A 22,635-nucleotide genomic window follows, 5' to 3' on the forward strand; every position below is an offset into this window, starting at 1 on the left:
CGCGGCGGGGTCGGCGGCGCGCGGGGGGGCCCCCCCGGGGGGGCTGCCCAACCCCCCGGGCGGGCGGGGGGGCGGGGCGCCCGGCTCCTGGCCGGCCGCCCGGCTGATCTCGGCCTTCGCGGGCGTCCAGCGGCCCCGAGGGGGCACGGCCTCGCGCCGGCCCGAAGGGTGAACCGTCGGCCTACGCCGGGACGCGGTCCAGGAATCCGTGCACGCCGCGGATCCGGCCGTCCTCGTCCAGGGTGATCACGTCGAATCCGGCGACGGGAGCCGAGCCGTCGGCCTCGTCGACCAGCTCCCAGCCGAACCGGGCGATGTCGTGGTGCCCGTCGACGGTCCCCGCGAGCCGGAAGGAGAACCCCGGGAACTGCTCCTGCGCCGCCGCGATCACGGCGGCGATCGACTCGTGCCCGCGCACGTCGGCCAGCGGGTCGGTGTAGCCGCCGTCGGCGCTCCAGGCGGCGGCGACCGCCTTGGCGAGCGCGTCCGGCCCGTCCGCGTTCCAGGCCTCCAGGTAGCGGGCGACGGCGGTCTCGTGACGGTCGGTGTTCTCGGACATGGCTGATCGGCCTCCGGTGAAAGGGATACGGACTGGCGGGGGACCGGACGCGGAGGGCTGCGGTGATGCCCCGTCGTCCGGTACCGCAACGATGCCCGGCGGCCCCTGAGGGCGTCGATTACCTCCCGGGTAAGGGAGGCCGGTCGCGTTTCGGCCAAAGGAGTACGTGAATATGCCAAGAGACTGGCTGGAATGGCATGGTGACAGAGTGTCAGGAGTGGCGATACTCGATAAGGAGGGCGATTCAGCCACGCCCGAGCGCATCAGCACCACTGTGTACCACGGATGCTCGGTACGACCGTCGACCGCGGACGAGCCGCAAGCACTGAACGAGCCGCAGGGAAAGTGAGGCCGGACCGGCAGCGAGCGTTGCAATGGGGGAGCGATCGTGCACGACGAATTCCTGTGCCACGTCACCGCATACGGAGTGTGCGGGGGGAGACGCGTCGGCGTCCCCCTGGGAACGTACCGCGCGCCCACCCTGGCGCTTGCCCTGTGGTGGATGCGGGACCGTGCTTCGTGGATGGCCGAACGGCTCGACCCGCAGCCCGACGACCCCACCTTCCCGCCCAACTCGATCGCGCCGGTGTCGGAGACCGTCCCTGACGTGCCGGGCATGCTGCGCGCCTGGTGCGGGGACACTGGTCAACAGGAGTTGGTCGCCGAGGAGTTGGCCGCTGGGAAGCTCGTCCGTATCGCCACGAGCGACGACACCACCGAGTACGAACTGCTCGCCGAATCCGTGGACGCGCTGCGCATGCAGCGGACCGCCGCCGTACTCGGCACCTCCGCCGCCTGACCGCCCACCGCCCACCGCCCACCGCGCGCGGGCGACCGGCGCCGGCATCCGCGTCGACACGGATCCAGCGTTCGGCACACGGCGTTCTGCACCGGGACCGGCGTTCGGCACCGGCAGGGCGCCAGTACCTGCGGCAGCACGGAACCAGGACCAGCACCTTCTAGGGCACGGCACGGCACGGCACCGGCACCTGCGACGGCCCGGCCCGGCGCCGGCACCCGCGTCGCCAGGGCACTGTCACCGGCGGTCCCCGGGCGTCGTTCCGCGTGGCCGGTCCGTCGTCACGGCGCCGCCCGTCGTCCCGGCCGGGTCGCCGGTGTCCCGAAGGCCCTCAGCCCGTCCGTACCACCAGGGCGTAGTCCCCGAGCCCGATCAGCAGCTCACCGGGAAACTCGCCGGACGTCGTGCGGATCCCCTCGATCCGCCCGGTGGCGGGGTCGAAGGCGATGTCCCGTACGGTCCCGCGTCCGTCGCCGCTCTCGGTCAGGACCCGCGCCCCCAGGGCCTCATGATGCGCCTGGACCGTGGGCGCGACGGCGTCGAGGACGGTCTCCGAACGGACCAGGACGGCGTCGGGGCCGACCGCGTGCAGCTCGTCCCAGGCCAGCGAGGTCTCCTTGCGGCCGCGCGCCCGCGCGATCCGCAGCCGGCTGACCAGCCCGGCCTCGGCGTCGATCGTGAGCGACTTGACCACACCGATCTCGGTCGCCTCCCCGAGGGTGACCACCGGCAGACCGTTGATCTCGGAGAACAGCGTCACGGTGTCTCCCCCGTCGCGTGGAACGCGTCGACCTGGGCGGCGAAACCGGCCAGGTCGTCGGCGACGAACCGGGTCGCGTCGGCCGGGATGACGAGCGCTTGCCCGGACACGGCGAGGGTCTCGCCCCGGGGCACGAACACCTTGCGGCGACGGCGGCCCGAACCTGCCTTGGGCGCCTCGCGGGTGGCGATCCGGAACCCCACCACACGTCCGCTGGTGCCCGCCTCCACGACGAGGTCCAGGACGGTGCCGACCTCCGTGCCCGCGTCCGTGAGCACCTTGGCGCCCACCACGCGGCCGTGCGCGGCCTCGCCCCGCGCGACCACCGCTGCCGGTTCGGCGAGGACCTCGCGGCTCCGGATCATGACGGCGTCGTGGCCCACCGAGTGCACCGCGCTCCAGGGCAGGCTCTGCTTCAGCGGTCCCGCGAGCAGCCCTCGCCCGCTGAGCGTGAATCCGGTGACACGTCCCGCCGGTCCGTCGAAAACGGTGTCCTTGATCTGCGCCACCACATCACCCCCCAGGGTGACCACCGGTCGTCCGCCCAGGCTGCGCGCGGCCGTCAGCTCGCTCATCGCACATCCCGCTTCCCGAACCGGCGCCCGCGCTGCACGGCGATGACGGTCCCCGACCGCCTGCTCGCCTGCACCCAGACCACCGCCGTGCCCAGCAGCGCCAACGCCGCGACCACGACGACCGGCCACATCCACCAGACCATCGTCCACCTCCGGACTTCCAGGCCCGGTCACGGTCGACCGGATTCGGCTCCGTCCGGGTTCCCCGGGAGCGCCGGACAATGCCCCGCCCGGGGGTTTCGTCACTGACGACGTGCGCACCGCCGGCCGCGGGGTACGGTCCCGCTCAGCCGGTCCGCGGCCCGCTCTCCTCGGGGCGCTGTCTGCCGAACCAGTCCAGGCAGACGATCAGCGCGTCGTCCAGCGGCTCGGTGACGCGGTAGCCGGCCAGCTCGTCGAGGACGGCACGCGGTACGTCCGCCGCGGGCAGCAGGGCCGTGGCGGCCACCGCCCGGGCCAGCGCCCGCTCCCCGAAGGCCTCTCCGAGCGGGGACAGGGCGTCGTAGACACCGTCACTCACCACCAGGAGCCGGTCCCCGGGCAGGACGGCGAACTCCTGCGGCAGGTAGTCGGACTCCTCGAACATGCCGAGCGGCAGCTGTGCCTCGAATTCGATCCGTTCCACGGCCGTGCCCCGCCGGCGCCACAGCCGGGGCGAGCCCGCGTCCACGGCCAGCACCCTGCCGGTGGCGAGGTCGAACGACAGGAGCAGCGCCGAGACGTGCTGGTCGCCGTGGTGCTGGGCGTAGATCGCCTGGTCGGCGAGCCTGGCCTGGTCGGCGACCGGAAGGTCGGCGCGCCGGGCGTTGCGCAGGGCGCCGACGGCCAGCTGTGTCAGCAAGGAGGCGTGGATGCCGTCCCCCATGCCGTTGAGGATCGTCAGGGAGAGCCGGTCCGCGTTCGAGGACCAGTCGAAGTTGTCCCCGCGCACCGCGTACGCGGGCTCCAGCTGCGCGCCGATGGAGAACTCCTCGCGGGCGGAGGCCCGGCCGGGGAGGAGCTCCCACTGCATCTCGGCGGCCAGGGTCAGCCGGCCGACCCGGCGTGCCAGCCGGTAGACGTCGGTGTCCCGTTCCGCCACGACGATCTCGTGTCCCAGCAGCTCGGCCACCTGAGCGAGCTCGTCGGTCACCTCGACGCCGGGGGACCCCTGTGGCAGCCGCACCGTGAGCACACCGAGGCGCTCGCCCCGGGCGGTGACCGGCAGGTGGAGACGTACGTGCTCGCCTTGCCGGGGCTGTTCCTCGTGCGGTTCCTGGCTGCCGAACGCCCGGCCCTCGGCGCTGTTGTGCAGGGAGACGGAACGCGAGGGGTCCCCGGGTGCCTCGACCGGCTGGAGCACGGTCAGTCCGTAGTCCGCCATGAGGAGATCGGCGCCGGTCGCTCCCCAGACGTCCGTCAGGAGAGTGCGCAGGGTGTCGAGCAGCGCGTGCGGAGGGGTCGCGCGCAGGGCTCGGTCGACGTCGTTCACAGAGGTCACGGTCGTGGTGGCTTTCTCGTGCGGTTCGCGTGCGGTTCTCGTGCGGGTGGTGTGGTGGGTCCGGGGGCCGGGCGGTGAGACCGGCCGGGTGGGCCGTCATGGCTGGCAAAGCCCATCAGGAGATGACAAGGTGGTTCGGTGCCGCGCTCGATCCGTCCACCCGTGTCCCGAGACGATGCCGCGCAAACGCTGGACGCCGTCGCGGAACTTCTCGAACTTCTGTGGGGCCGAGGGCAGGAGGCCGCGCCGTCCGGCCCGGTGCCGCCCTCACAGCTACGGGCCCTGATCGTGATCGAGCAGGGCGGTTCGATGAATCTTCGCTCGCTCGGCGACGCGCTGGCCTCGCGTCCCTCCTCGGTCAGCCGTCTGTGCGACCGGATGGAGGCCGTCGGGCTGATCCGCAGGGCGCCGAGCACGACGAGCCGGCGCGAGGTCGAGGTCGTGCTGAGCCCGCTCGGGGAGCAGGTGCTGCGCGAACTCCGTGACCACCGCGCGCGGGAGGTCCGGGCCGTCCTGGAGCAGATGTCGTCGGCGGACGTCGCCCGGCTCACCGAGGGGCTGGAGGCGTTCCGGGCGACCGCGCTGGAGCAGCTCGACGAGCGGGCCGGCGGCGCCGGCCGGGAGCCGGGGCGCGCGACGGGTACCGGATAGGTTCCCTTGTCTGCCGATTAGCTCCATTGAGGTCCCTCCACCGCGACGACCAGCCCCCAGGGACGCCTGACTCGGGGTCACAGGGGAACCAGATTGTTGCCTGACAGCAATTGTTGTCAAATGACAACGATCGGATACGGTGGGACCTGGCGCGGCTCCCACGCGGCGCCGCGGTGTACCGCCCCGTGCGCGTATCCCTCTATACCCGCGCATTCCGACGACATCCCGAAGGATCGCTGTGCATTCAGGCCGGAGTCCAGGTCAGGCGGCCCTTTCGCTGTCCACGCGTGAGGCCGGTCCGGGGACCGTGATAGCGGTCGCCGGGGAAGCGGATCTCGACAACGTGGGCAGCCTCGGCGCCGCCCTCGACGCGGCGGCACGGACTCCGAAGGGCCCCGTGGTCCTGGACCTGGCCGAGCTGACCTTCGCCGACTCGACCACGATCAACGTCGTCCTGCGGGCCTACGGCGTCCTCGGTCCCCGGCTCAGGCTCGCCGCGCTCACCCCGTTCCTGGAACGGGTGCTGGACATGACCGGAGTCTCGGAGGTCGTGCCGGTCTTCCGCACCGTGGACGAGGCCCTGGAGCACGATGCGGTCTGAGCGGAGCGGGTCAGAGGGACCGGCCGGGCGGCGGGGGAAGGGCCCGGTGCCCGTGGGCGAGCGACGGGCCGAGCGAGCGCAACGCGCTCAGCAGACCGTCCAGGTCGGCGTCCGGCATCCGCAGCAGGGCGTCCCTGATCCAGTCGCCGCGCTGCTCGCGCACGCGGTCGAGCACGGAGCGGCCGTGCCGTGTGAGGCTCAGGCCGACGGTCCTGCGGTCCGCGGCCAGTGGCGCTCGGGTCAGCAGTCCGGCCCCCTCCAGGGTGTCGCACACGCGGCTCGCCCGGGAGCGGCTGATCCGTGCCCGGTCGGCGAGCGCGGCGAGACTCAGACCGGGAGACGTGCCGACCAGGGTCAGCGCACGCAGCAGCGGCGGCGAGAGCCGGCTGTCGACGGCGACCGCCGTACGGGCCGACGCGGCGACCAGGACCTCGGCCACGGCCGCCAGCTGGTCGGCCGCGCGGAGCAGCATGTCGTCCCGTACCCGGGAGAGCGCGACGTCCGCGGCCGGCACCCGCGACGGCCGGTCGTCCGGCACCGGGAGGAAGGCCGCGTCCTCGTCCGTCTCCCGGAGGGAAGCGTCGTCCGGCCCCCTGGGCGGTGCGCCGTCCTCTCCTTCGGGGGTCTGTCCATCCATCCGTCCGCACCCTTTGCTCGTACCGCAGATTCGGCGACCCGTCAGGCCCCCCGATGTGTGGCCCTGCCCCTCCGCGCCGGGATGACACCGGTACCGTGTGGGGATCGTGTGCCGAAGGGGGTGGGGACGACCCGGTGCGGCGCCGGCTCCGGGCCCGGTGCGAGGCGAGGGAACATCGGGGCGAGTGTGGAGGACGCCACGGGGTATGCGCTCCTGTGCAGCGGCGTCCGGACGCGCGGTCTGCGGACGTATCGGCATTCGAAAGAGAACCACATGATCGAGCACTTGGACGGAGCAGTGATACCGCCTGGCTTCGACGTGCCCGTGGACCCGCTACGGCGGGCGGCGCACTACACCGGCGAGCCGGGGTGCATCGCCGACGCACGCGCCTTCGCGGAACTGTTCCTCGAACAACTCCGGTCGGAATGGTGCGCCGAGATCGACGCTCGCGCCGACGGCGACCTCCTGCTGGTCGTGAGCGAGCTGGTCACCAACGCCGACCGGCACAGTCATGGGCCCTACATCCTGGAGCTGGAGGGGACCGACGTCTTCGTGACCGTCACGGTCTACGACAGCAGCGCCACCCTGCCCCAGCGCTATCCGCGGGATCCGCAGCGCATCGGGCGGCACGGACTGGAGATCGTCCACGCGCTGGCGACGGAGGTGACCGTCGGGCGCGTTCCGGTCGGCAAGTGCGTCAAGGCACAGCTCGACCTGCGCCGTTGACCCGGCCGCCCGCGCAGCGCGGACGATCAGGGGGCGACGGCCCGGCAGGGGGCGCCGCCGCCGAGCCGACCGCCCGAGGCATGGACAGAGGCGGGATACCAGTAGGCTCGCCACAGTCGATGGTCGGCGTCGGTCACACAAGGGGGACGAACGTGGCGGAGCGCCTGCCGCGGATCGGAGAGCACAGCGCGGTACCGCGCCAGGTGAGTTCCGACCCCCGCTGGGGCCTGGACGCCACCGCGGCGCTGCTGCTCGTCGAGGACGACGCCGGTGACGCGCTGCTGGTGCGGGAAGTACTGGCCGACAGCGGTCTGCCGATGGACGTCACCTGGTGCAAGTCCCTGGCCGAGGCGCGGGCCTTCCTGCAGGCCTCGAAGCTCGCGGTGTGCGTCCTGCTGGACCTGCACCTGCCCGACACCCACGGACTGAGCGCGGTACGGCTGGTGCGCGACGCCTCGCCGGACGCGGCCGTGGTGGTGCTCACCGGACTCGCCGAGAACGAGGCGGGTCTCGCCGCGGTGGCGGAAGGCGCCCAGGACTTCCTCTCCAAGGACGGCCTGAACGCGGAGGAACTGAGCCGGGCGGTCCGGTACGCCCTCCAGCGCAAGCAGGTGGAGCGGTCGAGCGCCGAACTCCAGGCGAGCAGGCTGCTGGCACAGGAGAACGCCCGGCTGGAGCGCGGACTGCTGCCCAAACCCCTGCTGCGCGGCGACCGGTGCCAGGTCCACTCCCGCTACAGCCCCGGGCGCGACCACGCGCTGCTGGGCGGCGACTTCTTCGACGTCGTCGAGGACGAGGACGGCACGGTGCACGCGGTGATCGGGGACGTCTCCGGCCACGGCGCCGCCGAGGCGGCCCTCGGTGTCTGTCTGCGGGTGGCCTGGCGGGCCGCCGTGCTCTCCGGATGCGTCGGCCCGGCACAGGTCCGTCTCCTGGAGGAGATCCTCGAGGCCGAGCGCGCCGAGGACTACATCTTCGCCACCCTCACCATCCTCCGGCTGTCCAAGGACCACAGCCGGCTGACCGTGATCCGCGCCGGACACCCGGGGCTGCTCGTCCGCACCTCCGAGGGCATCGAACTGTTCGAACCGCCGGTGGGACCCGCGCTGGGGCTGGTCCCGGGCGGGGCGCACTGGCCCGAGACCGAGCTGCCCGCGCACGACATCAGCGCGGTGACGCTGTTCACCGACGGTCTCTTCGAGGGCGTCGTGGGCCCGGACCAGCGGCTGGGCGAGGAAGGACTGCTCGCGGTGGCGAGAAAGCACATGGACCTGCACGGCCGTCCGTTCGTCGACGCGGTGGTCGAGGACGTGGCGGCGCAGAGCACGTTCCACGGAGGACTCGCCGACGACGTGGCGGTCCTGCACCTGGCGACGGACGGCAGGTCGTGACCCGTACCCCAGGAACCCCCGAGCCCACGGACGACACCGCGGCGCGCAGGCCCAGCGGAGTCGCCCGGCTGACCGTCCAGGGCTGGATCCATGTCGTCCTGGCCGTCAACGTCCTGCTGGTGATCGCGTTCGCGGTGTCCGGCGGAGTTCTCCAGTCCCGCGCCGACGACCGCACCGACCTGCTCACCGACCTCATCCAGCCCGCCCGTTCCACCGCCTTCCAGCTGGAGACCTCGCTGGTCGACCAGGAGACGGGCGTACGGGGCTACGTCCTGAGCAAGGACACCAGCTTCCTTGAACCGTACGAGTCCGGGGTGCGGGACGAGGCGAGGCTGCGCGCCCGTCTCAGCACGCTGCTCACCGACCAGCCCCGGGTCGCGGCCGACCTGACCGCGGTGCGGCGGGCCGGCGACGCCTGGCGCCGGGACTACGCGAGGCCGCTGATCGCGTCGGTCCGTACGGGCGGCCGCGGCACGCCGGGTCTGGAGGCGAGCAAGGCCCAGTTCGACGAGACGCGGAAACTGCTGTCCACCATGGAGACGCATCTCGGGCAGTTGCGCGACCGGACCCGGGCGTCGGCGGAGGACAGCCGGCAGTCCCGCAACCTCTTCTTCGGCGGCACGCTCGCCGCCTTCCTCGCGGCCGGACTGGCACTGACCCTGTTGCTGCACCGCATCGTCGGACGGCCGCTGAGGACCCTGGAAGCGGCCTCGGTCGACGTCAGCGGCGGAGCGTTCGAGCGTACGATCCGGCTCGACGGGCCACGGGACCTGGAAGCGGTGGCACGGGCCGTCGAGGAGATGCGCCGCCGAATCGTCGAGGAGCTCTCCGCCTCCATGGCGCGCGAGACGCTCCTGGAGGAGCGGACCGCGGAACTCGACACGCAGGCCCTGGAGCTGAAGCGCTCCAACGCGGAACTGGAGCAGTTCGCCTACGTCGCCTCCCACGACCTGCAGGAACCCCTGCGCAAGGTCGCGTCCTTCTGCCAGCTCCTGGAGAAACGCTACGGCGACCAGCTGGACGACCGGGCCAAGCAGTACATCGACTTCGCCGTCGACGGCGCCAAGCGCATGCAGACCCTCATCAACGACCTGCTGACCTTCTCGCGGGTCGGCCGCGTGGGCGAGAAACTGGTGCCGGTCGCGCTCGACGACGTACTGGACCGGGCCCTGGGCAACCTCAGTGTGGCCCTGGACGAGACGGACGCCCGCGTGGTGCGCGAGGGGCCGCTGCCCACCGTGACGGGTGACGCGACCACGCTGACGATGCTCTGGCAGAACCTGATCGGCAACGCGGTGAAGTTCCGTGATCCCGGGCGGCGACCCGAGATCGTCGTCCACTGCGAGCCGGCGGACGGGGAGTGGCGGCTGGGCGTACGCGACAACGGGATAGGCATCGAATCCGAGTTCAGGGAGAAGGTCTTCGTCATCTTCCAGCGGCTGCACGGCCGTGACGAGTACGACGGTACGGGGATCGGCCTTGCCGTCTGCCGGAAGATCGTCGAGCATCACGGTGGCATCATCACCCTGGACGGCGCCGCGGGGGAGGGCACGGACGTGTCCTTCACCCTGCCCATGGCGCGGCCCGAACCCGATCTCCGGGCCGAGGAGACAGCGCGCCCATCCGAAGGAGTACGTACGTGACCACCCCCGTCGAACCCATCCAGGTCCTGCTCGTCGAGGACGACCCCGGCGACGAGCTCATGACCCGGGAGGCGTTCGAGGACAACAAGATCCGCAACGCCCTGCACGTCGTACGGGACGGTGAGGAGGCCCTCGACTTCCTGTACCGCGTCAACCAGTACGTGGACGCGCCGCGGCCCGACCTGATCCTGCTCGACCTCAACCTGCCGAAGTACGACGGGCGTCAGGTGCTGGAGCGCATCAAGTCGGACGAGGAACTGGCGCACATCCCCGTCGTCGTCCTCACCACCTCCTCCGCCGAGGAGGACATCCTGCGCAGCTACAGGCTGCACGCCAACGCCTACGTCACCAAGCCGGTCGACCTGGACCAGTTCATCGCCGCCGTCCGGCAGATCGACGACTTCTTCGTCTCCGTGGTGAAGCTGCCGAAGAGCTCCTGACCACCGCCGGACCGCCCGTCCATGAACGGGCGAAGTCGGGGAACAGGGACAGGGGCGGCACCGACCTTGCCGACCAGCAGACCAGCAGTCGAGACGCGAGGGTGGGCTTCCCATGAGAAGGCGCAGGACAGGGCGACGAACGGGCGCCGGGACGGCGCGGCTGCCGGACATCGAATCCGTGCTGCGGGCCGGCCCCTCCGGCTGGCGGCGGACCGTGGCCGGCGGTCTCCTGTGGGGCGGCGCCGCCGCGGCCCTCGGCGCTTCCGGGGACCGGACCGCGCGCCGGGCGGCCCTGCGGGGCATCGGCACCGTCGCGATCGCCTCGGCCGTGACCCGCGCCGTCGCCCGCCCCGCGGTGCGCAGGTCGCAGCCGCTGGACGCGGCCGGCCGGATCGCCTCCGCCGCCGCCTTCGCGGCCGGCGTGCTCCTCGAAGCACCCCGGTACGGACTCTTCGTGGTGCCCGGCGCCGCCGCGCTGACGGCGGCCCGGATGCGTGCCGAGGTCCGTCACCCGGGCGACGTGGCCGTGGGCGTCGCGATAGGAGCCGGCGCCGCCGCGCTGACCGCCCGCTGGTGGCCGGTCAAACCGGAGTCCGCGGCCGCCGCGGCACCGCCCCGTCGCCCCGCGCCCGCCCTGCCCGGCGGCGCCGGGCTGCACATCGTGGTCAACTCGTCCTCAGGACTGTCGTGGAGCGCCGACAGCCCCGACGCGAGCGAGTATCTGCGCGGGGCACTGCCCAAGGCCGACATCACGGTGGCCCAGCAGGGACAGGACCTCGTGGAACTCCTGGAAGCGGCCGCCCGGCGCGCGAAGGAGCAGGGCGGCGCGCTCGGCGCCTGCGGCGGCGACGGGACGATCAACGCCGCGACGGAGATCGCCGCCCGGCTCGGCGTGCCGCTCGCGGTGTTCCCCGGCGGCACCTTCAACCACTTCGCCGTGGACCTGGGCAACCAGTCCATGGAGGACGTCGTGGGCGCCGTGCAGGCCGGCGACGCGGTCGTCGCGGACCTCGGGCGGGCCCGCGTGCCGGGCGGACCGGAGCAGGTGTTCCTCAACACCTTCAGCCTCGGTGTCTACTCCGAACTCGTGGGCGCCCGCGAGAAGCTGGAGGAACGGATCGGGAAGTGGCCGGCGCTCGTGGTCGGCCTGGCCGGTGTCCTCGCCAAGGGCAGCCCCGTGAACGTCTCCGTCAACGGCCGCCCCAAGCGCCTGTGGCTGCTCTTCGCCGGCAACGGCATATACCACCCCGCCGGGTTCGCGCCCACCTACCGGACCCAGCTCGACGACGGCCTGCTGGACGTCCGCGCCGTCGACGCCGGCACTCCGCTGGCCAGGACACGTCTGCTGCTGGCGGTGCTGACCGGCACCCTGCACAACAGCCGGGTCCTCACCACCGCACAGGTACGCAGCCTGCGCCTCGAAGTGCTGCACGGCGACCCGCAGTTCTCGTACGACGGCGAGGTGGCCCGGGTCGCCGCCGGCCGACTGGTGCTGGACAAGCTGACCCGGGCCGTGACCCTGTACCGGCCCGGTGAGAAGGACCAGTGGCTGCGCTGAGGTGCGCCAGGGGTCCGCGGCTCTGCGTGTGAGGGAGCGGGACCGGGCGGTGTTGATGCCCTCGACGTGGAGGGCATCAACTCGTCCGCACCGCTTCGGAGTCGCCGAGGCGAGCGGTGGTCAGCCGGCGAGGACGGAGTCGTCGGCGGTCCGGGCCCCCGGCAGCCGGTGGCGGGCCGCGACCAGTGCGGCGTCGACATCCTGCGTACCGGTCGAGACACAGAGCGTGTACGCCAGATCGTCCATGCGCCGGCGGGCCTCCGCGCTGCCGTTCTCGGCGTGGAGGGTGCGCAGGGTGAGGTACTGCTCGACGAGATTGCGCAGAACCACGGGGTGGGCCATCAGCACGGTGTCCTCCGGACGGGTGGGCCGACATGTCGGTGCGTTTCCGCCGTCGGCTACCCCGTCCCTCCGGGCGTAGTCGGCCCCGGTCCGCGAGGGCCGGAAATCCGGTGGCGGACGACCACTCGGCGGGGTGATGCTCGTGGGCATGGCCGACACCGCTTCTGCACAGTCCGGGAGCACCCAGCCCGATCGGAGCTTCGGCTGGTGGGACATGTTCGTCCACCCCGACGACGATCCACGCACGGACGGGGGATTCGTCGGGGAGCGGGACACCCTCGTCGGGTATCTCCGCGACCAGCGGCTGACGTTGGAGATGAAGTGCGCCGGTCTGGACGCCGAGGCGATGGCCCGGCGTTCGGTCGGGCCGTCGAACCTCTCCCTGCTCGGGCTGGTGCGCCACCTCGCCGGGGTCGAACAGACCTGGTTCCGCCGGGTGATGGCCGGTCAGGACGTGCCCCGGCACTACCGGTCCGAGGACGACCCCAACGGCGACTTCGACGGCGCGCTGCCGGACGCCGACGCGGTGGCCGAGGCCTGGTCCACCTGGCGCTCCGAGGTGGCCTTCGCCGAACGGTTCGTCGACGAGGCCCGGGACTTCGACGTCACCGGGGCGAACGGCGACGAACCGGTCTCGCTCCGCGAGGTGCTGGTGCACATGATCGAGGAGTACGCCCGGCACAACGGCCACGCGGACTTCCTGCGCGAGCGGATCGACGGCAAGGTCGGCCAGTGAGCGCCCCGGTCAGCGGCCACCGTCCGGCGCCCGCCGCGTCAGCAGGAGTTCGTGCAGATAGCGCTTGGTGACCGACCCGGCGTGGCGCGTCTCGATCAGGTCCGCCACGCACCGCAGCAGGCCGCGGCGCGCGGGCGCGTCCAGCGCGCGGTGCCCGGAGTAGGTCAGCAGTACGTCGAGGTACTCCCGCGTCGAGTAGGTGATCTCCCGCGCGAAGCGGTACGAGGTGACCCGGCCCCACCGCTCCAGCTCACCGGTGTCCGTGGCGACGTCGGCCTCGTCCGAGGCCCGCAGCCCGGGCGGGGTGGCCGGGTCCCAGCGCTCGTAGCACTCCTGGACCCGGGCGAAGAAGCCGGTGCTGCCGCCCGCGACATGGTGCGTGGTCACCACCGCGAGGACTCCGTCCGGACCGAGCGCCTCCGCCGCCTTGGCGACCCGCACCGCGGGGTCGATCCAGTGGAACGCGGTGGCACACACCACGACGTCGAACGGATCGCGCGGCAACGGCCACCGCTCGAACTCCGCCACCTCCACCCGCGCCCGGGGGAAGTCGCGCAGGTTGCGCCGGGCCACCGCCGCCAGCGCGGGACCCAGCTCCACGGCCGTCACGTCGCATCCCAGCCGCGCCAGCGGGACGGTGAGCTGCCCCGTTCCCGGACCGATCTCCAGGACGCGGACACCGGGCCCGAGGCCCGCCCGCCCGGCCAGCTCGTCCACCAGCGCCGCGGGATAGCGGGGACGGGCCCGGTCGTACAGCTCCGCCGCCTCGTCGAACGTGTCCCTCAGCACCGTCGCCCACCTCCACCGGTCCGGCGTCCAGCGTAAGTGCCGTGCCGTGATCCGGTCCGATTCCCCCGAGAGCGGAACGCCGATCCCTTCCCGTGCGGCCCGCTGCTCCTAGGCTTGAAGAGTGAGCAACCAAGCGTCGAACGAAGCCCGTGTCATCCCGCTGCGCCCGGTCACCGCGCCGGATCCGGCCACCCGTCGGCCGCCGGGGCAACCGGTCCCCGCGGACCACACGCCGCGGCGGGGCCTTCCGGTCCTCACGCCCCGGCCGACGCCACCCGCCTCCGGACGCAGGGAGCCGCTGTGGCGCGACCTCGTGGGTGACGTCCTGCGCCGGGAGCGGCTGGCGCAGGAGCGCACGCTCAAGGACGTGGCCGACGCGGCCCGGATCTCGATGCCGTACCTCTCCGAGCTGGAGCGCGGCCGCAAGGAGGCTTCGTCCGAAGTCCTCGCGGCCGCCGCCCGAGCCCTCGGCCTCGGTCTCACCGACCTGCTCTCGCTGGCCCAGGACGAGCTCACCCGCCTCGCCCAGGTCCGCCCGGTCCGCCGCGGCACCCCGTCGTCCCCGCGTCACGACGGCATGTGCCTGGCCGCCTGACGCCCCGCGGACGCTCGCGGCGGCCCGGTTCAGACCGTCGCGAGCCGTCGGCTCAGCACCTCGTCCGCCATGCCGTACGCCACCGCCTCCCGCGCCGTGAAGACCTTGTCGCGGTCCATGTCGGCGCGCAGTGTCGTGACGTCGTGGTGCGTGTGCCGGGAGAGGACCTCCTCCACCTGGGAGCGGATCCGGAGCATCTCCTTGGCCTGGAGCGCGAGGTCCGAGACGGTGCCCTGGCGGCCTCCGCTCGCGGGCTGGCCGAGCAGCACCCGCGCGTGCTCCAGCACGAACCGCCGCCCGGGATCGCCCCCGGCCAGCAGCACCGCCGCCGTGGACGCCGCCTGCCCGACACAGAAGGTCGAGATGGGCGCCTGGACGAACGTCATCGTGTCGTAGATCGCCATGAGTGAAGTGAACGAACCGCCGGGCGAGTTGATGTACAGCGCGATCTCGCTCTCCGGGCTCGACGACTCCAGATGGAGGAGTTGGGCGATGACGACGTTGGCGACCCCGTCGTCGATCTCGGTGCCGAGGAAGATGATCCGCTCCGAGAGCAGCCGGCTGAAGACGTCGTAGGACCGCTCGCCCTGCGGGGTGCGCTCGACGACGTTCGGAATCGTGTACGTACCCATGTCAGAGTCCCATCCGTCGCCGCGACGCGGCCGGGCGGACGTCGTCGAGCGACTCCACGACCCGGTCCACCATGCCGTACTCCCTTGCCTGTTCGGCCGTGAACCAGCGGTCGCGGTCGCCGTCCCGGGAGATCGTCTCCTCGCTCTGGCCGGTGTGCTCCGCGGTGATCCGCTCGATCGCGTTCTTCGTGAACTCCAGATTCTGCGCCTGGATCTCGATGTCCGCGGTGGTCCCGCCGATGCCCGCCGACGGCTGGTGCATCATGATCCGCGCGTTGGGGAGCGCGTAGCGCTTGCCGCGCGTCCCCACGCTGAGCAGGAACTGCCCCATGCTCGCGGCGAACCCCATGGCGAGCGTCGACACGTCGTTCGGGATCAGCCGCATGGTGTCGTAGATCGCGAGGCCCGCGGTCACCGATCCGCCCGGACTGTTGATGTACAGACTGATGTCGGTGCGCGGGTCCTCCGCGGACAGGACGAGCAGCTGGGCGCAGACCCGGTTCGCGGAGACCTCGTCGACCTGGGTGCCGAGGAGGACGATCCGCTGGGCGAGCAGCTGCGCCGACAGATGGTCGTCGAAGCGGGTCGGCGGGGTGTCGCCCTCCTCGGCCCGTGGCGCGCCGGACGGGCTCCGGTCGTTGACGAACAAGGTCATCGGTCCTCCTCGTGGTGAGCGGCGGGAAGTGCCGCGCTCTCCACCATCGGGCCGAAGTCCCGCCCGGGTCAGCTTTCTCGGCCTCCGGCAGATTCGCTGTGGGCAGAGGCGCGCAGCGACCTGAAGAAGGCCCGTACGTCCTCGACCAGCAGCTCCGGCACCTCGGCCGCGGCGAAATGGCCCCCCCGGTCGAACTCGGTCCACCGCACGATGTTGTTCGTGCGGTCCGCGATGTGCCGCAGCGGTACGAGGGGTTCGTGGGGGAAGACCGCCAGCGCGGTGGGCGCGGTCGAGACACCGGGCTGGGCGCCCTGGTAGTCCGCGTGGGCCCGCTCGTAGTAGATGCGGGCCGAGGACCCGGCCGTGGCGGTGAGCCAGTACAGCATCACGTTCGTCAGGATCAGGTCCCGGTCGACCGTCTCCTCCGGGCGGTCCTGCGCATCGGTCCACTGCCTGAACTTCTCGACGATCCAGGCGAGTTGGCCGACGGGGGAGTCCGTGAGCGCGTAACTGAGGGTCTGTGGCCGGGTCGACTGGAGCTCGGCGTAGCCGGCTTCGTCCCGGCGCCATCGCCGGCCCCGCCGCCACGAGGTGAGGGTGCGCTCGCGTTCCTCGGGAGTCAGTGCGGCCAGTTCCGCCTCGGTCGGTTCGGTGAGCGCGGACGAACCGGGCAGCAGATTCAGATGGACGCCGGTCAGCCGCTCGGGGAAGGCCCGGCCCAGCTCGCGGGAGACGGCGCCGCCCCAGTCACCACCCTGGGCGCCGAAGCGCGGGTAACCGAGCCGTGTCATCAGCTCGGCGAACGCGGCGGCCACCCGCTGGAACTCCCAGCCGGTGTCCCGGGTCGGCCCGGAGAGTCCGAACCCGGGGATGCTCGGTACGACCAGATGGAACGCGTCGGCCGGATCGCCGCCGTGCGCACGCGGATCGGTCAACGGGCCGACGACGTCGGTGAACTCGACGATCGAGCCGGGCCAGCCGTGCGTCATGATCAGCGGGGTCGCACCGGGTTCCGGTGAGCGGATGTGCGCGAAGTGGATCCGGGCACCGTCGATCTCCGTGGTGAACTGCGGCCACGCGTTCAGCCGGTCCTGCGCCGCCCGCCAGTCGTAGGTGTCCCGCCAGTACCGTACGAGCTCCCGCAGGTACTCCCGGGGTACGCCGTACGCCCAGCCGACCCCGGGCAGTTCGTCGGGCCAGCGGACGTGGTCGAGGCGCCGACGGAGGTCGTCGAGGTCGCTCTGCGGGAAGTCGACGGTGAACGGTTCGATGCGGGGTGTGTCTGCGTGATCCATGTCCGCGCATGCTAGCTCCGGGCCCGCCCCGCACGCCGCCGCGTTTTCACGCGGCGTGCCGTACCTCCGTGCGGCTCGCAGCGAGGGGCGCGCGCCACCGCCGTACGGGTGACGCGGGCGGCGCGTACCCGACGGATCGCCCGTACGACGGGGCCGGAGCGTGTCACCGATGAGTTCTGCCGCGACGATCGGTCTGTACGGATGACCGAAGTTCCCCGTTCGAGGAGGTACGCATGTCCGCCGAGGGTTTCACCACCTGTCTGTGGTTCGACGGCCAGGCCGAGGAGGCCGCCCACTACTACGTGTCGCTCTTCAAGAACTCCCGGCTCGGCAGGATCGGCCGCTACACGGAGGCCGGGCCGGGGCCGGCCGGTACCGTACTGGCGGCCGAGTTCGTGGCCAACGGGCAGCGGTTCGTCGCGGTCAACGGAGGACCGCAGTTCACGTTCGACGAGGCGATCTCGTTCCAGATCCACTGCGACGACCAGGCGGAGGTGGACCACTACTGGAAGAGGTTCGTCGACGACGGTGGCGAGGCCGGACCCTGTGGCTGGGTCAAGGACAAGTACGGCCTGTCCTGGCAGGTCGTCCCCTCCCGGCTCATCGACCTGATCAGCGACCCGGACCCGGAGAAGGCCGCCCGCACGACCCGGGCGATGCTGGGGATGTCCAAGCTGGACCTCGTCGCGCTGGAGAAGGCGTACGCGGGGGAGTAGCGCCTCGGTACCACGGACGGCCCGTCTCCTTCCCGGGGATCAGGGGATCAGGGGATCAGACGGGCCGACCCCTGTGCAGGGCCGTGTCGCGGGCTCCGCGTGCGCCGTCCCCTCGACCGCCCGCCCGGTACGGAACCCGCCCGGCGGTCGTGAGACGGTTGCCCGACCACCCGGAACGGTGACCGGCACCGGACAGGAGAGGCCACGTATGCCCCGCTACCGCGAACTGAAGTACCGGACCGTCACCGCCTTCCAGCGGCGGATCGGCAATCCGCTGCTGCGGCGGCTGCCGGTCCAGACCCTGCTGGAGACCACGGGCCGCACCTCGGGCCTGCCGCGCAGGACACCGGTGGGCGGGCGCCTGACGGGGCGTGAGTTCTGGTTCGTCAGCGAGTACGGCGGGCGGTCGCAGTACGTGCGCAACATCGAGGCGGATCCACGGGTGAGGGTCCGGGTCAGGGGCCGCTGGTACGCCGGGGTCGCCCATCCGATGCCCGAGGACGACGCCCGTGCGCGCCTCAGGAGCCTGCCCCGGCTCAACAGCGCGGCGGTGCGCGTGATGGGCGCGGGACTGATGACGATTCGCGTCGACATCACCGGCTGAGGGCGGCGCACGCGTCCGAGGAGGGCGCGGGACGGCGCGCGAAGGCCGTCCGGGTCACCTGCTCAGTGGCGCGGCGGCAGGTCGTTCACCAGCACGGCCGCCCCGTCGAAGCGCCCCGCCTTGAGGTCCTGAAGAGCCCGTTGCGCCTCCGACAACGGGTAGGTGTGCGTCGTGGCACGGATCGCGTGCCGGGCCGCGAGCTCCAGGAAGTCCCGCCCGTCCGTACGTGTGTTGGAGGTGACGCTGCGCAGCTCCTTCTCGTAGAACAGCTCGCTCTCGTAGCGCAGCGGCGGGGTGTCGCTCAGATGGATCCCGGCTACCGCGAGGATCCCGCCCCGGTCGAGCGCGCGCAGGGCGACCGGCACCAGGTCGCCGACCGGGGCGAACAGGATCGCGCCGTCCAGCGGCTCGGGCGGCTCGTCGTACGCGTCGCGGGCGGAGGCGGCCCCGAGTGCGCGCGCGAGCCGCCGGGCGGCCGGGTCCCGGGTCAGCACGTGCACGGTGGCACCCTGGGCGAGGGCCACCTGGGCGCACAGGTGCGCGCTGCCGCCGAAGCCGTACAGTCCGAGGCGTCCGCCCGGCGGCAGCGCCGTGCGCAGCAGGGCGCGGTGGCCGATGATGCCCGCGCACAGCAGCGGTGCCGACGCGACGTCGTCCAGGCCGTCGGGCAGCCGGTACGCGAAGGCCGCCGGCACGGTCGTGTACTCCGCGTAGCCGCCGTCGGCGTCCCAGCCGGTGTACTCCGAGGCCGGGCAGAGATTCTCGGCCCCTCGCGCGCAGTACGCGCAGGTGCCGTCCGTACGGCGCAGCCAGGCGACGCCCACCCGGTCGCCGGCCGCGAAGCCGCGCACGTCCTCGCCCGTCGTCGCGACGACGCCCACGACCTCGTGGCCCGGTGTCACGTGCGGCCGGCGCACCGGCAGGTCGCCCTCGCTGACGTGCAGGTCGGTGCGGCACACGCCGCAGGCCCGGACGTGCACGAGGAGCTCGTCGGACCGGGGCACCGGCACCGGCCGCTCGACGAAGCGCAGCGGTTCCTGTTCGATCGGCCCGGGGCGGGCCACTTCCCACGCGCGCATCATCCCGTGTTCCGTCCCCTCGACGACCACCCGAGCGCCCTCTCCAGTGTCGTCCACGCGGCCTCGTCCGGCGCGCGGCGGTCGCGGAGCCTGGCTAGCGTGACAGGGCGTGCGAAACGCGACCCCGGAACCCGCCGCACCAGGAAGAGTGGAACACCATGGCCGTACAGCCCGAGGGAACGCCCTGTTGGGCGGACGCGATGTTCAGCGACGTCGAGGGAGCGAAGAGTTTCTACGGTGACGTGCTCGGCTGGACGTTCGGCGAGTCGTCCTCGGAGTACGGCAACTACACGCAGGCCTACGCGAACGGCAAGGCGGTGGCCGCCGTCGTCCCGCCGATGCCGGGCCAGGAGGGGCAGTCCGCCTGGTGCCTCTACCTCGCGTCACCGGACGCGGACGCCACCGCCGCGAAGATCCGTTCGCACGGCGGCGAGGTACTGATGGACCCGATGCAGGTCGGCGACTTCGGGTCGATGCTGATCGCCCGTGATCCGGCCGGAGCCGTCTTCGGAGTGTGGCAGGCCGGACGGCACGAGGGCTTCGAGGCGCGCGCCGTGCCCGGCGCCTACTGCTGGGCCGAGGTCTTCACCCGCGAGCCGGAGAGGACGGACGCCTTCTTCCCGGCGGTCTTCGGCTACCACGCGAAGCAACTGGACGACTCCGCCATCGACTTCAGGCTCTACGACCTCGGTCAGGACCCGGTCCTGGGGCGGATGAGGATGACGGACGACTTCCCGCCCGAGGTGCCGTCCTACGTCAACGTCTACTTCACCGTCGACGACTGCGACGCGGCGGTCGCGAAGGCGACCGAGCGCGGCGCGATCCTCCGCTTCGGTCCGATGACCAGCCCGTTCGGCCGGTTCGCCGCGCTGAGCGACCCGCAGGGCGCGGCGTTCTCCGTGATCGACGTCAAGACGACCGAGGGCACGATGCCGGGGGCGACCGAGGTGTCCTGAGCCCGGACGGGCGCCGGGACCGGGGGCGGCCGCGCACGCCGTCGCCCCCGCGGATCGACGGTTCCCGTCAACGCCGTACGTCACCCGCGGAACCGATCTTCCGTCCGCGCTGTCTGGGCAGGCATGGCGAGCCTCCTGTTCCTGTTCCTGGCCCTTGCGCCGATGCTGGCGCCCTGTGTGTTCCTGGCCGCCGCCGCGGCGCTCGCCCGGCGGGCCCGTCGGCGGCTGCCGGGCAGCGGGTGGCACCTGCCGAGCGCCTCGACGTGCGGCCTCGTCGCGGTCATGGCCGGCGCGGCGGTCTGCGGCGCGTACGCGTGGGGGGTGATGTCGGGCTTCTATCTCCTAGACCCGGACCAGATGTGCGCGGCGAAGGGCGTGGCGGGCGATCACATCGTGACGCGGGAGACGCTGCCGGTCAGCGCGCAATGCGTCACGTCGGACGGCGTGGGAACCGAACTGGTGCCGGGCTGGGTGAATCCGGTGATCTTCACGGGGATCACGCTGTTCGCGCTCGCCGTCGTGACCAGGGCCTTCGCCGGAGTGCGCGGGCGCCCGGGTCCCCGCGGTGAGGTGGTCCACGCCGCTCAGCGGCCCGCACGGGACGGGTGACCGGCCCCTCAGCCACCGTACGGGGAGGCCGCCGCGATCTCGGCGAACGCCGCGACCAGGGGTGAACGACGGCCGGCCTCCCAGGCCAGCAGCACCTCGTCCGGCTCGGCGTCCGGCACCGGGACGTAGGTGATGTCCGGCCGCGAGTACTGCTCGGCGACCGAGTGCGGGACCAGCGTGACACCGGTCCCGGCGGCGACGGACTCGAACTTCTCCTCGATGGTGCGGATCGGTACGTCGCCGGGGCGCGGGTCGGAGTAGCGCAGCCAGGTCTCGCCGTCGAGGTCGGCGAGGGCGAGTTCCTGCTTGCCGGCGAGCCGGTGGCCCTCCGGCAGCATCGCCACCCTGGGCTCGGCGTACAGCGGCAGCAGGGTCAGGCCGGTGTCCCGGACCGGCCGGCGGACGTAGGCGAGGTCGACCGAGCCGTCGAGGATCAGCCGCTCCTGGTCGTCCCATTCGACCCGGCGTGCCTTGACCTCCACCTCCGGGTGCCGGGCACCGAACGCCCGTAGCGCCCGGGTGACGACGATCCCGGCGCGGAAGCCGACGACCAGGCGGCGCGGCCCGTGGGAGGCCTGTCGGGCGCGCTGCCGGGCGGCGTCGGCGGACGCCAGCAACAGGCGGGCGTCGTCGAGGAGTTGGGTACCCGCCCGGGTCAACGTCACCTTGTGGCTGTCCCGGACGAACAGTTCGGCGTCCAAGTCCTTCTCCAGTGCCCGGATCTGACGGCTCAGTACGGGCTGGGAGATGTGCAGGCGCTCGGCGGCGCGGCCGAAGTGCAGCAGTTCCGCGACCGTCACGAAGTAGCGGACCTTGCGCAGGTCGAGGTCCATGGCCGTCCCTTTCGTCGTACGAGCCGCCGACGGCGATGCCTCCAGGGTATCGCCGACACCGAAAGAGGTCTTGGACGTCCGTGGGGAGGTGGGCGCAGGCTGGATCACATCGGAACCACACGAAGGGAAACGTCATGGACCTGCGAGGACAGCGCGTCGTCGTCATCGGCGGGACGGCCGGCATCGGGTTCGCGGTCGCCGCGGCGAGCGCGCGGGAAGGCGCCGCGGTGGTCGTCGCCTCGCGGCGGCAGGAGGGCGTGGACGCGGCGCTGAAGGGGCTGCCGGAGGGCGCCGAGGGACACACCCTCGACGCGACCGACGAGGACGCGCTGCGTGCCTTCTTCGAGCGGGTCGGGGAGTTCGACCACCTCGTCTACACGGCCGGCGAGTCCCTGCTGATGGGGAGCCTCGCGGACGCGGATCTCGGGCGGGCCCGGCGTTTTCTGGACACCCGGCTGTGGGGCGCGTACGCGGCGGTGAAGCACGGCGCGTCCTGCATCCGGCCGGGCGGTTCGGTGGTGCTGACCACGGGGACCGCGGGTCGGCGTCCCCTGCCGGGCACGAGCGTGGCGGCTGGTCTGTGCGGCGCGATGGAGTCGCTGACGCGGGCTCTCGCCCTGGAGCTGGCGCCGGTCAGGGTGAACGCCGTCTCGCCCGGTGTGGTCCGCACCGAGCTCTGGCGTGACCTGGCCGAGGAGGATCGGGACGGGCTGTTCCGGTCCTCCGCAGAGTCCCTTCCGGTGGGTCGGGTGGGCACTCCGGAGGACGTCGCGCAGGCGTACCTGTACCTGATGCGCGGTGACTACAGCACCGGTTCCGTCGTGGTCGTGGACGGCGGTGGCGTCCTGGTCTGAACCGTGGGGGGGGGCGGCGGGGGGGGGGGGGGGGCCCGCGCCCGGGGGGGGGCGACATCCCGGTGGGGTGGGGCCGCTACTACGAGCTCCGCCTCCATATAACCTGGGGGGGTGTGAGCC

At 72.4% G+C, this 22,635-nt stretch carries 28 protein-coding genes; 15 read left to right on the forward strand and 13 right to left on the reverse strand.

The features are described 5' to 3' along the window. Positions 1-181: 181 nt before the first annotated feature. The gene (locus tag ACFV2J_RS00585; protein ID WP_385436779.1) at positions 182-559 is read right to left on the reverse strand and encodes a nuclear transport factor 2 family protein; all 378 of its coding nucleotides are present in this window, start codon (positions 557-559) and stop codon (positions 182-184) included. Positions 560-947: 388 nt separating this feature from the next. On the opposite strand from ACFV2J_RS00585, the gene ACFV2J_RS00590 reads away from it, so the two are divergent. Continuing rightward, a complete protein-coding gene (locus ACFV2J_RS00590; RefSeq protein WP_385088856.1) occupies positions 948-1,358 on the forward strand; it encodes a hypothetical protein in 411 nt (136 codons plus the stop codon). 331 nt (positions 1,359-1,689) lie between these two features. Here the strand turns inward: ACFV2J_RS00590 and ACFV2J_RS00595 are convergent, their stop codons facing one another. The 4 genes from ACFV2J_RS00595 to ACFV2J_RS00610 form a co-directional block, all read right to left on the reverse strand. Further along, positions 1,690-2,118, reverse strand: coding sequence for a PRC-barrel domain-containing protein (locus ACFV2J_RS00595; protein ID WP_385088858.1), 429 nt, complete (start codon positions 2,116-2,118; stop codon positions 1,690-1,692). Then, positions 2,115-2,693, reverse strand: coding sequence for a PRC-barrel domain-containing protein (locus ACFV2J_RS00600; RefSeq protein WP_385088860.1), 579 nt, complete (start codon positions 2,691-2,693; stop codon positions 2,115-2,117). The genes ACFV2J_RS00595 and ACFV2J_RS00600 overlap by 4 nt, the downstream gene beginning before the upstream one ends. Next, the gene (locus ACFV2J_RS00605) at positions 2,690-2,836 is read right to left on the reverse strand and encodes a hypothetical protein (RefSeq protein WP_385088862.1); all 147 of its coding nucleotides are present in this window, start codon (positions 2,834-2,836) and stop codon (positions 2,690-2,692) included. Before ACFV2J_RS00605 ends, ACFV2J_RS00600 begins: the two co-directional genes overlap by 4 nt. Positions 2,837-2,979: 143 nt before the next feature. Then, positions 2,980-4,164 (reverse strand): PP2C family protein-serine/threonine phosphatase, encoded by a 1,185-nt coding sequence (locus ACFV2J_RS00610; protein ID WP_385088864.1) that lies wholly within the window; start codon positions 4,162-4,164, stop codon positions 2,980-2,982. 147 nt (positions 4,165-4,311) lie between these two features. On the opposite strand from ACFV2J_RS00610, the gene ACFV2J_RS00615 reads away from it, so the two are divergent. Next, positions 4,312-4,824, forward strand: coding sequence for a MarR family winged helix-turn-helix transcriptional regulator (locus ACFV2J_RS00615; RefSeq protein ID WP_385088866.1), 513 nt, complete (start codon positions 4,312-4,314; stop codon positions 4,822-4,824). Positions 4,825-5,131: 307 nt separating this feature from the next. Continuing rightward, entirely contained in the window at positions 5,132-5,425 is a 294-nt protein-coding gene (locus ACFV2J_RS00620) for an STAS domain-containing protein (protein WP_385088868.1), read from the forward strand. A gap of 10 nt (positions 5,426-5,435) precedes the next feature. On the opposite strand, the gene ACFV2J_RS00625 is transcribed toward ACFV2J_RS00620, so the two are convergent. Continuing rightward, positions 5,436-6,062, reverse strand: a complete 627-nt coding sequence (locus ACFV2J_RS00625; protein ID WP_385088870.1) for a MarR family winged helix-turn-helix transcriptional regulator — start codon at positions 6,060-6,062, stop codon at positions 5,436-5,438. A gap of 273 nt (positions 6,063-6,335) precedes the next feature. On the opposite strand from ACFV2J_RS00625, the gene ACFV2J_RS00630 reads away from it, so the two are divergent. The 5 genes from ACFV2J_RS00630 to ACFV2J_RS00650 all read left to right on the forward strand — a co-directional run bounded on the left by ACFV2J_RS00630 (position 6,336) and on the right by ACFV2J_RS00650 (position 11,820). After that, positions 6,336-6,788 carry an ATP-binding protein gene (locus tag ACFV2J_RS00630; protein WP_385088872.1) on the forward strand — a complete coding sequence of 151 codons (453 nt, stop codon included), beginning with the start codon at positions 6,336-6,338 and terminating at the stop codon, positions 6,786-6,788. A gap of 152 nt (positions 6,789-6,940) precedes the next feature. Further along, positions 6,941-8,179: a PP2C family protein-serine/threonine phosphatase gene (locus ACFV2J_RS00635; RefSeq protein WP_385088874.1), complete on the forward strand. Its 1,239-nt coding sequence runs from the start codon at positions 6,941-6,943 to the stop codon at positions 8,177-8,179. Further along, the gene (locus ACFV2J_RS00640) at positions 8,176-9,822 is read left to right on the forward strand and encodes a CHASE3 domain-containing protein (RefSeq protein WP_385088876.1); all 1,647 of its coding nucleotides are present in this window, start codon (positions 8,176-8,178) and stop codon (positions 9,820-9,822) included. The genes ACFV2J_RS00635 and ACFV2J_RS00640 overlap by 4 nt, the downstream gene beginning before the upstream one ends. Further along, entirely contained in the window at positions 9,819-10,262 is a 444-nt protein-coding gene (locus ACFV2J_RS00645) for a response regulator (RefSeq protein ID WP_385088878.1), read from the forward strand. The genes ACFV2J_RS00640 and ACFV2J_RS00645 overlap by 4 nt, the downstream gene beginning before the upstream one ends. 112 nt (positions 10,263-10,374) lie before the next feature. Continuing rightward, on the forward strand, positions 10,375-11,820 hold the full coding sequence (locus tag ACFV2J_RS00650; RefSeq protein WP_385088880.1) for a diacylglycerol/lipid kinase family protein: 1,446 nt from the start codon (positions 10,375-10,377) through the stop codon (positions 11,818-11,820). Positions 11,821-11,940: 120 nt separating this feature from the next. Here the strand turns inward: ACFV2J_RS00650 and ACFV2J_RS00655 are convergent, their stop codons facing one another. Next, a complete protein-coding gene (locus ACFV2J_RS00655; protein ID WP_385088882.1) occupies positions 11,941-12,168 on the reverse strand; it encodes a DUF5133 domain-containing protein in 228 nt (75 codons plus the stop codon). Positions 12,169-12,376: 208 nt separating this feature from the next. On the opposite strand from ACFV2J_RS00655, the gene ACFV2J_RS00660 reads away from it, so the two are divergent. Beyond that, positions 12,377-12,898, forward strand: a complete 522-nt coding sequence (locus ACFV2J_RS00660) for a DinB family protein (protein WP_385088888.1) — start codon at positions 12,377-12,379, stop codon at positions 12,896-12,898. Positions 12,899-12,907: 9 nt separating this feature from the next. Here the strand turns inward: ACFV2J_RS00660 and ACFV2J_RS00665 are convergent, their stop codons facing one another. Next, positions 12,908-13,687, reverse strand: coding sequence for a class I SAM-dependent methyltransferase (locus ACFV2J_RS00665; protein ID WP_385088884.1), 780 nt, complete (start codon positions 13,685-13,687; stop codon positions 12,908-12,910). A gap of 121 nt (positions 13,688-13,808) precedes the next feature. Here ACFV2J_RS00665 and ACFV2J_RS00670 point away from each other — a divergent pair, with 121 nt between their 5' ends. Further along, entirely contained in the window at positions 13,809-14,282 is a 474-nt protein-coding gene (locus ACFV2J_RS00670) for a helix-turn-helix domain-containing protein (protein WP_385436787.1), read from the forward strand. Between the two features lie 29 nt (positions 14,283-14,311). Here the strand turns inward: ACFV2J_RS00670 and ACFV2J_RS00675 are convergent, their stop codons facing one another. The 3 genes from ACFV2J_RS00675 to ACFV2J_RS00685 all read right to left on the reverse strand — a co-directional run bounded on the left by ACFV2J_RS00675 (position 14,312) and on the right by ACFV2J_RS00685 (position 16,864). After that, a complete protein-coding gene (locus ACFV2J_RS00675; RefSeq protein WP_385090997.1) occupies positions 14,312-14,914 on the reverse strand; it encodes a ClpP family protease in 603 nt (200 codons plus the stop codon). Between the two features lies 1 nt (position 14,915). Next, positions 14,916-15,569, reverse strand: a complete 654-nt coding sequence (locus tag ACFV2J_RS00680; RefSeq protein ID WP_385090994.1) for an ATP-dependent Clp protease proteolytic subunit — start codon at positions 15,567-15,569, stop codon at positions 14,916-14,918. A gap of 68 nt (positions 15,570-15,637) precedes the next feature. Further along, the gene (locus ACFV2J_RS00685) at positions 15,638-16,864 is read right to left on the reverse strand and encodes an epoxide hydrolase family protein (protein WP_385436790.1); all 1,227 of its coding nucleotides are present in this window, start codon (positions 16,862-16,864) and stop codon (positions 15,638-15,640) included. A 233-nt stretch (positions 16,865-17,097) separates the two neighbouring features. Here ACFV2J_RS00685 and ACFV2J_RS00690 point away from each other — a divergent pair, with 233 nt between their 5' ends. Beyond that, a complete protein-coding gene (locus ACFV2J_RS00690) occupies positions 17,098-17,580 on the forward strand; it encodes a VOC family protein (protein WP_385090990.1) in 483 nt (160 codons plus the stop codon). A 208-nt stretch (positions 17,581-17,788) separates the two neighbouring features. Further along, a complete protein-coding gene (locus ACFV2J_RS00695; protein WP_385090987.1) occupies positions 17,789-18,184 on the forward strand; it encodes a nitroreductase/quinone reductase family protein in 396 nt (131 codons plus the stop codon). Positions 18,185-18,246: 62 nt separating this feature from the next. Here ACFV2J_RS00695 and ACFV2J_RS00700 read toward each other — a convergent pair whose 3' ends face one another. Beyond that, positions 18,247-19,263: a zinc-binding alcohol dehydrogenase family protein gene (locus tag ACFV2J_RS00700; protein ID WP_385437015.1), complete on the reverse strand. Its 1,017-nt coding sequence runs from the start codon at positions 19,261-19,263 to the stop codon at positions 18,247-18,249. Positions 19,264-19,421: 158 nt separating this feature from the next. On the opposite strand from ACFV2J_RS00700, the gene ACFV2J_RS00705 reads away from it, so the two are divergent. Together ACFV2J_RS00705 and ACFV2J_RS00710 are read left to right on the forward strand one after the other, a co-directional pair. Beyond that, the gene (locus ACFV2J_RS00705; RefSeq protein ID WP_385090980.1) at positions 19,422-20,219 is read left to right on the forward strand and encodes a VOC family protein; all 798 of its coding nucleotides are present in this window, start codon (positions 19,422-19,424) and stop codon (positions 20,217-20,219) included. A 123-nt stretch (positions 20,220-20,342) separates the two neighbouring features. Beyond that, positions 20,343-20,828 carry a hypothetical protein gene (locus ACFV2J_RS00710; protein ID WP_385436793.1) on the forward strand — a complete coding sequence of 162 codons (486 nt, stop codon included), beginning with the start codon at positions 20,343-20,345 and terminating at the stop codon, positions 20,826-20,828. 8 nt (positions 20,829-20,836) lie between these two features. Here ACFV2J_RS00710 and ACFV2J_RS00715 read toward each other — a convergent pair whose 3' ends face one another. Next, positions 20,837-21,661, reverse strand: a complete 825-nt coding sequence (locus ACFV2J_RS00715) for a LysR family transcriptional regulator (RefSeq protein ID WP_385090974.1) — start codon at positions 21,659-21,661, stop codon at positions 20,837-20,839. 134 nt (positions 21,662-21,795) lie between these two features. Here ACFV2J_RS00715 and ACFV2J_RS00720 point away from each other — a divergent pair, with 134 nt between their 5' ends. Then, positions 21,796-22,515 carry an SDR family oxidoreductase gene (locus tag ACFV2J_RS00720; protein WP_385090971.1) on the forward strand — a complete coding sequence of 240 codons (720 nt, stop codon included), beginning with the start codon at positions 21,796-21,798 and terminating at the stop codon, positions 22,513-22,515. Positions 22,516-22,635: the final 120 nt, after the last annotated feature.

This window comes from Streptomyces sp. NPDC059668 (genome assembly GCF_042734135.1).
Classification (GTDB): Bacteria; Actinomycetota; Actinomycetes; order Streptomycetales; family Streptomycetaceae; genus Streptomyces.

Coding starts and splice junctions, on each gene's coding strand:
- ACFV2J_RS00585 (WP_385436779.1), bottom strand. CDS start 559: ATGTCCGAGAACACCGACCGTCACGAGACCGCCGTCGCCCGCTACCTG.
- ACFV2J_RS00600 (WP_385088860.1), bottom strand. CDS start 2,693: ATGAGCGAGCTGACGGCCGCGCGCAGCCTGGGCGGACGACCGGTGGTC.
- ACFV2J_RS00605 (WP_385088862.1), bottom strand. CDS start 2,836: ATGGTCTGGTGGATGTGGCCGGTCGTCGTGGTCGCGGCGTTGGCGCTG.
- ACFV2J_RS00625 (WP_385088870.1), bottom strand. CDS start 6,062: ATGGATGGACAGACCCCCGAAGGAGAGGACGGCGCACCGCCCAGGGGG.
- ACFV2J_RS00630 (WP_385088872.1), top strand. CDS start 6,336: ATGATCGAGCACTTGGACGGAGCAGTGATACCGCCTGGCTTCGACGTG.
- ACFV2J_RS00650 (WP_385088880.1), top strand. CDS start 10,375: ATGAGAAGGCGCAGGACAGGGCGACGAACGGGCGCCGGGACGGCGCGG.
- ACFV2J_RS00660 (WP_385088888.1), top strand. CDS start 12,377: ATGTTCGTCCACCCCGACGACGATCCACGCACGGACGGGGGATTCGTC.
- ACFV2J_RS00675 (WP_385090997.1), bottom strand. CDS start 14,914: ATGGGTACGTACACGATTCCGAACGTCGTCGAGCGCACCCCGCAGGGC.
- ACFV2J_RS00680 (WP_385090994.1), bottom strand. CDS start 15,569: ATGACCTTGTTCGTCAACGACCGGAGCCCGTCCGGCGCGCCACGGGCC.
- ACFV2J_RS00685 (WP_385436790.1), bottom strand. CDS start 16,864: ATGGATCACGCAGACACACCCCGCATCGAACCGTTCACCGTCGACTTC.
- ACFV2J_RS00690 (WP_385090990.1), top strand. CDS start 17,098: ATGTCCGCCGAGGGTTTCACCACCTGTCTGTGGTTCGACGGCCAGGCC.
- ACFV2J_RS00695 (WP_385090987.1), top strand. CDS start 17,789: ATGCCCCGCTACCGCGAACTGAAGTACCGGACCGTCACCGCCTTCCAG.
- ACFV2J_RS00700 (WP_385437015.1), bottom strand. CDS start 19,263: ATGCGCGCGTGGGAAGTGGCCCGCCCCGGGCCGATCGAACAGGAACCG.
- ACFV2J_RS00705 (WP_385090980.1), top strand. CDS start 19,422: ATGGCCGTACAGCCCGAGGGAACGCCCTGTTGGGCGGACGCGATGTTC.
- ACFV2J_RS00710 (WP_385436793.1), top strand. CDS start 20,343: ATGGCGAGCCTCCTGTTCCTGTTCCTGGCCCTTGCGCCGATGCTGGCG.
- ACFV2J_RS00715 (WP_385090974.1), bottom strand. CDS start 21,661: ATGGACCTCGACCTGCGCAAGGTCCGCTACTTCGTGACGGTCGCGGAA.
- ACFV2J_RS00720 (WP_385090971.1), top strand. CDS start 21,796: ATGGACCTGCGAGGACAGCGCGTCGTCGTCATCGGCGGGACGGCCGGC.